The organism is Acinetobacter sp. 797_lipA (genome assembly GCF_058243025.1).
Genome location: NZ_JBZAYQ010000001.1, coordinates 2,213,031 through 2,226,091, shown reverse-complemented (window position 1 = coordinate 2,226,091; position 13,061 = coordinate 2,213,031). Strand labels below are relative to the sequence as shown.

Annotated in this window: 8 protein-coding genes; 5 read left to right on the top strand and 3 right to left on the bottom strand. The window is 43.7% G+C overall.

Going from position 1 to position 13,061, the window contains the following annotated elements; translation table 11 throughout:
- Window positions 1-3 precede the first annotated feature (3 nt).
- The 3 genes from nudC to dnaQ all read right to left on the bottom strand — a co-directional run bounded on the left by nudC (window position 4) and on the right by dnaQ (window position 3,971).
- On the bottom strand, window positions 4-780 hold the full coding sequence (gene nudC, locus AC4CU2_RS10905; RefSeq protein WP_218287978.1) for an NAD(+) diphosphatase: 777 nt from the start codon (window positions 778-780) through the stop codon (window positions 4-6).
- Window positions 780-2,423: a chemotaxis protein gene (locus AC4CU2_RS10900; protein WP_490768832.1), complete on the bottom strand. Its 1,644-nt coding sequence runs from the start codon at window positions 2,421-2,423 to the stop codon at window positions 780-782. Before AC4CU2_RS10900 ends, nudC begins: the two co-directional genes overlap by 1 nt.
- A gap of 126 nt (window positions 2,424-2,549) precedes the next feature.
- Entirely contained in the window at window positions 2,550-3,971 is a 1,422-nt protein-coding gene (gene dnaQ, locus AC4CU2_RS10895) for a DNA polymerase III subunit epsilon (protein ID WP_490768831.1), read from the bottom strand.
- Between the two features lie 208 nt (window positions 3,972-4,179).
- Here dnaQ and AC4CU2_RS10890 point away from each other — a divergent pair, with 208 nt between their 5' ends.
- Genes AC4CU2_RS10890 through AC4CU2_RS10870 form a run of 5 tightly spaced genes read left to right on the top strand, consistent with a single transcriptional unit; the run spans window position 4,180 to window position 12,986 of the window.
- Window positions 4,180-7,449 carry a LysM peptidoglycan-binding domain-containing protein gene (locus AC4CU2_RS10890; RefSeq protein ID WP_490768830.1) on the top strand — a complete coding sequence of 1,090 codons (3,270 nt, stop codon included), beginning with the start codon at window positions 4,180-4,182 and terminating at the stop codon, window positions 7,447-7,449.
- Window positions 7,450-7,484: 35 nt separating this feature from the next.
- Window positions 7,485-9,326, top strand: a complete 1,842-nt coding sequence (locus tag AC4CU2_RS10885) for an extracellular solute-binding protein (protein WP_490768829.1) — start codon at window positions 7,485-7,487, stop codon at window positions 9,324-9,326.
- Between the two features lie 21 nt (window positions 9,327-9,347).
- Window positions 9,348-10,409, top strand: coding sequence for a microcin C ABC transporter permease YejB (locus tag AC4CU2_RS10880; protein ID WP_490768828.1), 1,062 nt, complete (start codon window positions 9,348-9,350; stop codon window positions 10,407-10,409).
- The gene (locus AC4CU2_RS10875) at window positions 10,409-11,422 is read left to right on the top strand and encodes an ABC transporter permease (protein WP_183174277.1); all 1,014 of its coding nucleotides are present in this window, start codon (window positions 10,409-10,411) and stop codon (window positions 11,420-11,422) included. The genes AC4CU2_RS10880 and AC4CU2_RS10875 overlap by 1 nt, the downstream gene beginning before the upstream one ends.
- Window positions 11,397-12,986 (top strand): ABC transporter ATP-binding protein, encoded by a 1,590-nt coding sequence (locus AC4CU2_RS10870; RefSeq protein WP_490768827.1) that lies wholly within the window; start codon window positions 11,397-11,399, stop codon window positions 12,984-12,986. The genes AC4CU2_RS10875 and AC4CU2_RS10870 overlap by 26 nt, the downstream gene beginning before the upstream one ends.
- Window positions 12,987-13,061: the final 75 nt, after the last annotated feature.

Below are 13,061 nucleotides of genomic sequence, written 5' to 3'. Positions count from 1 at the left end.
AGCTTACAGCCACTCACGTGTGTCATCCGCGACCGTTGTGCCTTCTGTCGCATGCATGATCATGGCATGTGCAATACTGCCTTTGAACGGAATTTCAGGCAATTGATCAAACTTAAAGAACTGGGCATCGCTGATTTCTTCTTCTTGTAAGCAAAGCTCACCCGATGCGTATTCTGCTTTAAATGCAATCATTAAGTTACTTGGGAAAGGCCAAGGCTGGCTCGCTAAGTATTGAACATTTTTAACTCGAATGCCTACTTCTTCCAAGGTTTCGCGGCGTACAGCTTCTTCTAAGGTTTCACCGACTTCAACAAAGCCTGCAATCAAACCATACATATTGCTGCGGGTATTACGCGCATTTTTTGCCAACAGAATTTCATCTTCACCTCGTGTAATGACGGTGATAACACAGGGTTGTACTCGTGGATACTGATGATAACCGCAGGCAGGGCAGATCATGGCATATTCGCTGGCATGCGCTTCTGTGGCGTGGCCGCAATGACTACAAAATTTATGATTGCGACGCCATTCTAACAGTTGAATAGCTCGACTGGCCTGTTCGAATTGTTTGGTGCTCCAGAGTGGAAGCAACTGGCGAATTGGGATGAGTTCTAAGCCATCAGGGATTGGCTCATTGTCTAGCAGGTCTCGGGCAATCACTTGATCATCCGAGTGAAAACTTAAATCACTTGCTAGCTTTTCTACACGAGGCAATTGAAAGTTATGGTCCACCAACAATTGTTGTTGGTGGAAAATATAAGCAAGTGAAAGTTCTGACATTAGGCAACAGTCTTTAGTTTTTGGCTACTGTTCAATGCTACATCAAACATACTGTGTAATACAGGCTGTTTGTTTTTTAAGTTATCAATCAGAATATCTGCACTTGCGAGAGCATCAAGTACATGATTCACCTGAGCGGCAGTGAGCGCAGTTTCAGCCGTGATTTGTTGTTGCACAAAATCTGCTGAAAGATTCAGAGCAGTTTGACCATTTTCAGCGCCTAAGAACAGCATTGCGCCAGCAACTTCACGTAGTTGTGCAGGAGTATTCTCAAGGGCAGTTAAATCTTGTTCTTGCTGATATTGCGCCAACGCTTGACTACTTAAGTCAATAGACGTTTTAGCCTCAGTCAATAAAGCAGCATGGGCTTCATCTAAACGGTCTAGTGAAATATTCATGTTGTTCACACGAAGCTGTAGGCGGCTTGAAGTATGGTGACGTTCTAACACGCCAATCGAGTTCATTGCCGACAAGATCACGTTCATCAACTGCTGCGCAAAACCTTCATCTTTCAGCATATCTGCTTGACTAAGTGATGCTGCTTGACGGTTTAAGTCATTATGCGCTTCATTTAAGTTCAATACTTTGAAGATGTTCGCCAAATCGACCAGTTTTGCTTGGAGCTCTTGGGTTTTCTCAGGCGTCATGTTTTGATAGTTGTACTCAATGTCATTGCGGATTTGCGACATTTCGGTGGTCACCAAATCACTAATGGTATGCATCGTGTCGAAATCTGGGCCATACAGATGACGACTGAAAACTTGCAGCTGCGTATCTGTGAGTAAGTCATCGCCAATATTGAGTTTGCCACGGATGTGTTGAGAAACTTCGTCTTCTTGGCTGATACATAGGCTGAGAATGTTGGCAAGATCGGTGAGGCTGGCTTTGAAACGTTCAGGCGCAGTAAAGAACTGTGCAATGTTACGTTCGATGCTAATCAAAGTGCGTAAACGTGGTTCATTAATGAGCAATTGTTCAATTTGATTGAGTGCAACATAGACCAAGTTCCAATATTGTTTACTCGGCGTTTGTTCTGCTAGACCCGCTAAATAAGTGCCCACCAATTTCATTGCTTGTAAATCAAGTTCGCTTTCTTCTTGTTTCAGCATTTGGCTTAAAGACAGCTTGTACAAGCGGTGAACATATTGAGATTTTTCAAGACTTGGTGCTTGAGGGAGGCTGAAATCTGGGGTAATACAGTCCAGTAAGGACTCGATGTGTTGACCTTCTTGCGTTAGAGGCTTTGCTAATGCAATTTCAAGACGGTTTAAGGTATCGAGTAAAAACTGTGGAATTTTCACTTCTCTTAAGCAAATGAACTCAATATAGCGCTTCAGCATGGTCGTGCCTTCGCTGAGTGCAATCACATCTTGCGTATTAATCTGTGCAGGATTCCCCATGATCTTGCGCATAAGCTCTGCGGAATATTCAGCAATTTTGGCCAAGCTCGACATATCAATCAATGCAAGCACTTGAGCACATTGCTCAAATTGGTTTAATGCATCATCAATCCCAAAAGGTAAAGTCTGATCTTCTGCTAAGGTGCTCACAGCTGATTCAACCAGCTTAATGGAGTTATCCACTTCATTTTTTATTATCAGCAGCGCCGTTGGATCAAAATGAATAGAGGTTTGGTAAGACATTGATCTGCACCTATCCTAGTGTTTTATCGTGTTTATATGTGGCCCAAAGAAGGCATAGCAACTTGTTCATCACTATAGCCTAACTGAAAAATCTTGTAATACAAAAGTTAACAAAAACTTTAGAATTTATTTGGCAAAAAGGCAGGGTGTGCCATGTTTTTCTTGGTATTGTTTGACCCAAGTCTCATGTGCTTCAAGCTCTTCTGCAGAAGGGTGAATTACCGCCAGTTCAATATTCAGTGTTTGACGCTGACTTTGCCCATTTTGTTGTTCACTATGTGACAGGGCATCCATATCAAAGGAAACCTGACCACCTGTCATAGCCAAGTAAACGTCGGCTAGAATTTCAGCATCCAGTAAGGCCCCATGGAAGGTACGGTCACGCTGTGGAATTTCGTAACGGCGAACTAAGGCATCGAGTGAGTTTTTTTGCCCCGGATGCTTAGATTTTGCCATCGCGAGGGTATCTGTCACTGCACAAACTTCAGAAAGCGCAACAAATCCTGCACGCTTGAACTCCATGTCTAAGAAGTTCATATCGAAGCTTGCATTATGCGCAATGATTTCCGCACCTTTGAGATAGGCAAATAAAGTGTCTGCAATCTCTTGATACAGCGGTTTATCTTTTAAAAAGTCATCAGAGATACCGTGGACATTTTCAGAGTCGCCTACAGGTTTTTTCGGATTGATGTAGATATGAATAGAGCTGCCAGTGAGCTTCCGGTTCACCATTTCAATCGCACCAACTTCAATAATGCGATCGCCATCTTGATAATAGAAACCGGTGGTCTCTGTATCGAGGATGAGCTGTCGAGGCCCAAAGACCTCAACTTTACGTGGAGTAATCACAATTTGTGGATGTTGTTTGAGTTGTGTTAAATCCACACTTGTTGCAACTTCAGGCGTTTGTTCAATAGAAGGCACCGTTGTAGCAAGTTCTGGTTCAGCGACTAAACTTGGCTTTTGTTCTGCAACGTCTATTTCACTTTCGGTTAAATCTTCGCTGTCATCGGCTTCTTCGTTATCGAAACCCAAACCAAAAGGGTCGTTTAACAACCAGTCTGGTTCAACTTTTTTTTTATCTACAGACGGTTCTGTTGTCGCTGTTTTAGACTGACGAAGTTGAGCCTGTGTTTGATCGGCACCGAGGTTTGCCAATTGATCTGCCATTTCATTACCTTCATGACCTGCATGGCCTTTGACCCAGTGCCAGTCGATATCACGGCCTTGGCAGGCTGCGTCGAGTTTTTTCCACAAATCTGGATTTTTAACGTCTTTCCAGTTCTTGTTTTTCCAACCCGTAATCCACTCGGTAATGCCGCGTTTGACATAGGTTGAATCGGTCCAGACTACCAACTTCGCATCGGTTGGGCAAAAAAGAATGCCTTCAATGGCCGCGGTGAGTTCCATACGGTTATTGGTGGTGTTGTCTTCACCGCCACACAGTTTATGTTCTTCAGTTTCTGTAATAATGTACGCGCCCCATCCCCCAAGACCAGGGTTTCCACGACAAGCACCATCGACATACAGGGTAATTGTTTGTGACATACACAACTTCCGTAAACTGAAAATAAAACTAAGCGGGCACCATTGTATAACGCAAATGCACTAGAGAAGTGTATAAGATGCAGCTTTTTTAATTTCTTGTAACATTTATACTGATTTCAAGTTAAATTAACGCCTTGTGTCTGCGGCGTGCTTTACTACAATGGCAGATCTAAAAAATAAATTTTATACGAGTTGTTTGGATTTTCTTATGTATAAGTCAGCTGCCATTTTTGGCCAACCGATGTTACCGACATTATTTAAAATTACAGTACTCGGTTCAGCACTCGCGACACTTGGACTGGCTGGTTGCTCCTCGACGCAAAGTGCAACGCAAACATCTAAATCCAAACAAGTCGGATCGAACTACTTAGACGCAAATAGTCTAGATTCTTTAGAAGATTTACTTTCTGCAACCGACATGCGTGCGGTGGAAGGGGACCGACTGTTGGTGTTAAAGCACGGTGACGTTTGGAAGCGTATGACCGTGGGCTTTAAAATGAACACCGATCATTGGAATCCGCGTATTGATGCACAGCGCGGGTGGTTCATTTCACGCCAACCGTATTTGGATCGTTTAAGTGCACGTGCATCACGTTATTTGTATCACACCGTTAAAGAAGCCGAGCGTCGCGGGTTACCAACAGAGCTGGCTCTTCTGCCTGTGATTGAAAGTTCGTATGACCCTGCTGCAACCAGTAGTGCTGCAGCTGCGGGGTTATGGCAGTTTATTCCAAGTACGGGCCGCATTTATGGCTTAAAACAAAGTAGCCAATACGACGGTCGCCGTGATGTGGTCGAGTCAACGCGTGCTGCGTATGAGTTCTTGGGCAGTTTATATAACCAGTTTGGTTCGTGGGAACTTGCACTAGCGGCTTATAACGCAGGTCCGGGCCGTATTCAACAAGCGATTAACCGTAATAAAGCCGCAGGTTTGCCGACAGATTATTGGTCATTAAAACTGCCTGAAGAAACCATGAACTATGTGCCACGCTTCTTGGCGGTTGCACAGATCATTAAAAATCCAAATGCCTATAACATCAACTTACCGCCGATTGCCAATCGTCCGCACTTTAGAGAAATTACTGTGGGTGCGGTGAGTCTAAATGAAGTTGCATCGATTACAGGTTTAAGTCGTGCCGAGCTGTATCAGTTAAATCCGGGACACCGTGGTGAATGGATTGATGGTGCAAGTCCAATGCGGATTTTAATTCCTGCGGATTTGAGTCCTTCAGTGGATGTACGTTTGAAAAAATTACAGGGTGGTTCAGGCGGCTTGTGGGCATCTGCAAATACCAAACTGCCTGAAAATAACCAAACGATTCAACCAAGCAAAATTGAACCGCCAACGTTGAACACCAAAGCGATCACACCGTCGAAAACTACACCACCTGTTTTAGCGACGACAACAACAAAAACCACAACAGGAAAGCCTGCCACTTCGTCTACAGTGACGTCGTCAAGCAGTACTGCTATTGCGACGCCTACCCGTGGTTCAACGCCTAAAGGGTCTAATGCACTGGCTGCTTTTGCTGCCAATAGTGATATTCCAAGTGCGCCGCGTATTCCAGTTGCGGTTACGCCAGCGACCCCAGTGAAACCCGTTTCGGTTGAACCACTAATTTCAGCGGCAGAGCGTGAGCAGTTAACCGCGGCAATTCAAGCCGAAGGTCAAAGCAAAACTGTCGATGAAGTTCTGAAACCAGTTGCGACGAAAGCAGAACAAGCTGAGGTGGTAGCTGAAATTCAGGCTTTGGCTCCTCAAGGGACAGAAATTGTAGATCCTTTGGATGGTAAAATTAAGCTGACTGCAATTCAAACCAGTCAGTCAGTGGCTGAACTGCAAGGCAAAGAGTTAACCAAAGGTTTTGCTTATCCAAAGTCTGTGGCTGACAATACTCGTTTAGATTCAGATGAAGTGAAGCGGAATCAAGGCAAAAATTTTGTTAAGACTGACTCTGAAATTGTGATTGTGCCGCCAAAAGGTAAACGTTCAACTTATACCGTACAACCGGGTGATACTTTGGCGCTGATTGCTGCCAAAAATGGGGTGAACTGGCGTGATGTGGCGAAGTGGAACCAAATGGATGCCAATGCCACACTTTATGTCGGTACATCGATTTATTTATATGATGCAAAGCCACAAGCTGAAAAAGTAGAAGTACGTTCTACCGTGAAAGCTGAGACTAAACCTGAGAGTTATACTGTTCGTGCCAATGATACCTTAACCGGTATCGCGGATGAGTTCGGTTTAAGCTTAAAACAGTTGGCTGACTATAACGGCTTAAGTGTGACCAGTGGCGTACGTGTGGGACAAAAGCTTTCTTTAAAAGAAACAGCACAATCCCGTACTAAATCCAACGATGAAAAAACCAGCAGCCCAACCAAAGTGGCAACCCAGTCTTATACCGTGAAACGTGGTGAATATCTGAAACTGATTGCAGACCGCTATGCGCTGTCAAATCAAGAATTGGCAGATTTAACAGCGGGTTTAAATGCGGGCAGTAACCTGTTGGTTGGACAAAAAATTAATGTGCCACTCAATGATGTCAAAAGCTTAATGACAAGTAGTGCCAAAGCATCTCCAGTCAAAGCTGAGCCACAGTTCAAAGTTGAAAGTTATAAAGTACAACGTGGTGACACATTGTATAGCATTGCATCACAGTCGAAGATGAGCTTGTCGGAGTTGGCTGATCTCAATAATCTGTCAACCAATAGCGGCTTGCAAGTGGGTCAAAGTATTAAGATCCCTGCGGGTTCAACCGTGCCAGATACTTATACCGTTCAGTCAGGAGATTCGTTAACTGCGATTGCTTCGAAATATAATTTGGGTATGGATTATATTGCTGACCTCAACAACATGAGTCGTACAGCGGGCTTACGTGCGGGTCAAAAACTCAAATTAACGGGTGAAGTGCCTGCTGTTGAAACGCCGAAAACAGTCGAAAAACAAACTACTGCAAGTAATAACTCAACCGATATTCACGTTGTGAAATCGGGTGAAACCCTAAATAGCATTGCGCGTAAATATCACTTGCAACTGAACTATTTGGCTGAATTAAACAACCTAAGCCGTACGGCGAATGTTCGTGTTGGTCAGCGTTTAAAAATTGAAGGTGATGTTGATTCAGCTCCAATCAAAACAGAAACAGTGGCAGCAAAGCCACAAGCGACTTCTAGCCGTGCAACTGAAGCCTATAAAGTGAAGTCAGGTGAGTCGTTAAACTCAATTGCAAACCGTGCTGGGATGTCTGTGTCAGAGCTTGCTAGTTTAAATAATTTGAGTCCGCGTGCGGGCTTACAAGTTGGGCAGACCATTCAAATCCCAAAACTGATTTCACAGTACACAGTGAAACGTGGTGATACCTTAATTGGACTGGCAAGCCGTTATGGTATGGACACTTCGCAATTGGCTGAGCTCAATGATATTAAACCGAATACGCAGTTGCGCATTGGCGATGTAATTAAGGTGCCGAACTAATATTGAGTTGAAATGCAATTTCAGAGAAAGCTCCGATGAAGGTTAGAACAATATTCTTGCTGTTCAGCCTTGTAGCGATTCCATTTAAGGCATGGTCTGCACTGCAGACCATGCCTTTTATTGCACCTTATGCTACGCCAAAATACAGCCAATTGGATCATCTGCCTTATACCAATGTGCAGGCACCGAAGGGTGGCGAATTAACACGTGCAGTCATTGGGAGTTTTGATAACTTAAACAGCATGAATGGTCGCGGTACTGCGGTTGAGGGAACCAACTATTTATTTGACTCACTCATGAGTAGTTCTTTGGATGAGCCTGCGGTGATGTATCCATTGCTGGCAGAAAAGGTCAGCTACGACCCGGAAAACTTTAACGCTATCATTTTTCATTTAAACCCAAAAGCACGGTTTAGTGATGGTAGTCTTGTTACCGCAGCCGATGTAAAGTTCAGTTTTGATATCTTTCAAAGCAAATCCAATTTTGGCTTACAGATGTATTTGTCAGATTTAGCCAAGACAGAAGTGTTGTCCAAATACAGCGTCAAAATGCATTTTAAAACCCGAAATAATGTAGAAATGCCTTTGATTGTAGCCAGAATGCCAATTTATTCCAAAAAAGACTGGCAGGGCAAAGATTTCAGTCAAACTTCAGTCAAACCGATTTTAGGTTCAGGCCCTTATCTCTTAGAGAAAATCAATGCCGGGCAGCGGGTTGTTTATAAGCGTAATCCAAAGTATTGGGCCAGAGATTTAAAGGCCAACCAAGGGCGCTATAATTTTAACCGCGTGGGTTATGTGTATTATCGTAGCAAAGATATTGCTTTTACTGCGTTTAAGGCGGGTTTATATACCTTGCATGAGGAAGAGTCCGCACGACAATGGGTGACTGCTTATAATTTTCCTGCAGTGAAACAAGGTCTCGTTAAAAAATATCGCTTTAAGCATTTCAATCCAATTCCAACGCAAAGTTTTGTATTTAATACCCGTCGTCAGCCTTTTCAAGATATTTATTTTCGCCAAGCTTTAACCTATGCCTACGATTTTGAATGGCAAAACAAAGCGATGTTCTATGGGCAATATCAACGCCTGCAAAGTTATTTTTCTAATAGCGAACTAGAGGCGAAGGGGCTACCTTCGGCTGCTGAAATCAAAATCTTAAAGCCTTATTTAGCGAAATTGCATCCTGTGCAGCGAGAAGGTGTTTTAAAGAACTGGCGTTATTCAGCTTCAGATGGATCGGGCTACAATCGAAATAATTTGCTTATCGCACGACAGATTTTATTAAAAAATGGCTATAGATATAATGCCAAAGGTCAACTGTTAGATCGGAAGAATAAGCCGATTCAGTTTGAGTTTCTGATTCAGCCGAGTGATGCTGTGCGTGAAATTACGCCTTTTGTTCGCCATCTAAAGCGTCTAGGAATACAGCTGAACATTCGACAGGTTGATACACCGCAGTACTATGAGCGTATGCGGACTCAAGATTTTGATATGACCCTACAAACGATGCCACAGTCTTTGACACCGGGCAAAGAACAGGTGCAACTGTGGGGCAGTGCTTCAGCCCATCAGGTGGGAAATTATAATTATTCGGGTATTCAAAATCCGGTAATTGATCAGATGATTCAACAGTTGATTCAAACGCCTGATCGTAAGCAAGTGGTCGTGCAAACGCGTATTTTAGATCGATTACTGCGTGCAGGTTATTATCAAATTCCAACCTATGGTAAAGCGGATCAATGGTATGCCTATTGGAACATGTATCAAAAACCGGCACGAAGTCCACAGTTACATGTCGGGTTGGATTATTGGTGGAGTGATGCCAAAAAGGCGAAACAGGTGAGTCAGTATTTAGGTCAGTCAGCCAAGCAATAAACAGGCATAGGGGTTTTTGAGATGCGTAAGTATATATTCAAAAGGCTGTTACTGATCGTTCCGACCTTATTTCTGATTTTACTGATCAATTTTGCTGTGATTCAAATTGCGCCCGGTGGTCCTGTTGAGCAAGCCATTCAACAAGCGGAAGCTATGCAAACTTTGGGTAATCTGGGCGGTGCAGGTACGGGCTCAAATGTCTATCAAGGCGCGCAAGGGCTCAGTGATGAAATGCTCGCAAAGATCAAAGCACATTATGGTTTTGATCAGCCCATGCATATACGCTTTTTTGAAATGGTGAAAAATTACGCGCAACTGGACTTCGGCACGAGCTTTTTTAAAGACCGGTCCGTTACAGCGCTGATTAAGGATAAATTACCTGTATCCGTGTCCTTGGGGCTGTGGAGTGCTTTGCTAATTTATCTGATTTCGATTCCTTTGGGCATCAAAAAAGCCCGATTGCACGGCACAGTATTTGATCAGTCTACATCGCTCCTGTTGGCAGTGGCTTATGCGGTTCCTGCGTTTATTTTTGCAATTCTCTTGATTGTCTTTTTTGCAGGCGGATCTTACTTCCAATGGTTCCCCTTACAAGGTTTGGTTTCGGAGAATTTTGCGGACTTGTCACTATGGGGCAAAATTAAAGATTATTTCTGGCATATGGCTTTACCGCTTTTAGCGATGGTGATTGGTGGTTTTGCTACAGTGACTTATCTCACCAAGTATTCGTTTATGGAAGAGCTCAGCAAGCCTTATGTGCTGACGGCACGGTCTAAAGGCCTGACTGAGTCTCAAGTGTTGTATGGTCATGTGTTTCGTAATGCGATATTAATTGTGGTGGCAGGCTTACCTGAAGCTTTAATCGCTTACTTCTTTGTGGGCAATTTATTTATAGAGATCATATTTAATCTGGATGGTTTAGGCCTATTGGGCTTTGAGGCGATTGTGCAACGAGACTATCCTGTGATTTTTGGCACATTGTTCATTTTTACTTTGTTGGGCTTGCTGCTGCGTCTGATTGGCGATGTGTTGTATCAGCTGATTGATCCGCGAATTCATTTTGATTCGCAAGGGAGAGGCTGATGTCACCTATTTTACAGGCAGGTTTCAAGCGATTTAAGCAAAATAAGCTTGGTCTTAGTTGTTGTATTTTATTTCTTTGTGTTTTTGTACTGTCTTTAGCTGCAGAATTGATCGCGAATGATAAGCCGCTGTTGGTTAAGTATGATCATGCTTTGTATTTCCCTGTATTGAAACACCATCCTGAAACGACTTTTGGCGGTGTGTTCGAAACTGAAACTGAATATAAAGATCCAGTGGTACAACAGCTGATTCAAGCAAAAGGTTGGGTTGTTTGGCCGTTGATCCAATATTCATATCAAACTCCCAATGTAGATTTGACTGTCCCTGTACCGTCACCACCCACGATGCAAAATTGGCTCGGGACAGATGACCAAGGTCGTGATGTTTTGGCACGAATATTATATGGCTTACGTGTCTCATTGTTGTTCGGTTTTGTTTTGACTTTCAGCTCAGCTGTACTGGGCATTGTGATTGGTGCACTACAAGGTTATTACGGTGGTTGGGTCGATTTAATCGGACAGCGTATTTTAGAAGTGTGGGGTGGGCTACCCATGCTATTCATGGTGATGATTTTAGTCAGCATGTTCAGCCCAAATATCTACTGGTTATTTTTAATCATGCTGTTATTTAGTTGGACGATTTTAGTTCCACTGGTACGTGCTGAGTTTTTAAGGGCCCGCCAGTTGGACTATGTCCGTGCTGCGCGAAGTTTAGGTGTCACCAACCGAGCTATTATTTTTCGGCATATTTTACCTAACGCAATCAGCTCGAGTCTGTCACAACTGCCTTTTATCTTAACAGCCAATATTACAGCGCTAACCGCACTGGATTTCTTGGGCTATGGCCTACCGCCTGATGCGGCATCATTAGGTGAGCTTTTGTTACAAGGCAAGAATAATTTAAATGCACCATGGTTAGCTCTGTCTGGCTTTTTTAGCTTGGCTATTGTGCTTGCGTTGCTGATGTATATCGGGGAGGCTTTGCGCGATGCATTTGACCCTAGACGCCAATAGAACAGCTCCGATACTTGAAGTGAATGCCCTGAGCATTCACAGTTCAGAACGGGTATTAGTCGATCAGCTCAGTTTTGAACTACGTGCTGGGCAGACTTTGGCGCTGGTTGGAGAGAGCGGTTCAGGAAAATCGGTCAGTGCTTTAGCCTTGATGGGTTTATTGCCGAAAGATTTACAAGTGCAAGGCTCAGTATTATTAGACGGAAAAAATCTCTTAAAGCTGAGCGATGCGCAACTTAGGCCGATTCGTGGGCAAAAAATCGCGATGGTTTTTCAAGAGCCAATGACCGCTTTAAATTCTTTGCATCGGGTGGAAAAGATCATTGCCGAGACTTTATGGTCACAGGGTTGGTCGAAAGCTCAAGCGCGACAACGAGTAATTACCTTGCTAGAGGATGTGGGTATTCCAAATCCTGAAAGTGTGTTACAGCGTTTTCCTTATGAGTTGTCTGGCGGGCAGCGTCAGCGGGTCATGATTGCCATGGCACTGGTGCAAGAGCCTGACATTTTGATTGCTGATGAGCCTACCACGGCACTAGATGTCATGTTACAAGTTCAAATTTTAGACTTGCTGAAGTCTTTGCAACAGCGCCATAACATGGCCATGATTTTGATCAGCCATGACCTCAATTTGGTGAAAAACTATGCTGATGATGTCGTGGTCATCCATCAAGGTAAGGTCGTAGAGCAAGGGGCGGTTGCGCAGATTTTTGAGCAGTCGCAGTTTGCTTATACTCAAAACCTACTCAATCATTCTTTTGGTCAAGCCATTAGCGTACAAGATGCAGCACCTTTGCTCCGCTTAAAACAACTTGAGGTTAAATTTCCGATTAAAAAAGGCTGGTTTAATCGCACGACACAGTATCTTGCTGCGGTTGAAGCTTTGGACTTGAGCTTGGCTCAAGGGCATTCTTTGGGAGTGGTGGGGGAAAGTGGTGCAGGCAAAAGTTCTTTGGCACTGGCTGTAGCAAGGCTGATTGAAAGTCGTGGGCAGATCCAGTTTGGAGAGCATGATTTAAACCAACTCTCGCAAAAGGCATTACGTCCGCTACGTCGTGATTTTCAAATCGTGTTTCAAGACCCGTTTGCAAGTTTGAACCCTCGTATGAGTGTTGAGCAAATCATTGCAGAAGGTTTAACTTTAAAGCCTTTGTCTTTGTTTGAGCGAACACAGCATGTTGAGAATGTCTTAACTCAGGTGGAGTTGCCAGTCGCATTTAAAAGCTATTATCCACATGAGCTATCTGGTGGGCAGAGGCAGCGTGTGGTTTTGGCACGAGCCTTGGTGCTTCAACCTAAACTATTGATTTTAGATGAACCAACTTCGGCCTTAGACCGAAGTACGCAGCGTTCGATTGTGGCGTTATTACGCCGTCTACAACACGAGCAGGGTATGAGCTATTTGTTTATTAGTCATGACTTACAAGTGGTACGAGCACTCTGCCAACAGGTCTTGGTCTTGCGTCATGCTAAGGTGGTGGAGTTGCAAGCCACTGAACAACTTTTTGAGCAACCGCAGTCTGACTATACGCGTCAATTGATTCAAGCCAGTCAGTATCAGTAAAATTATTTTGCTAAATAAAAACTTAAAAGATTTGACAAAATGAATTGTCAAATTCTCTTGACTGTAGCCAAAAAA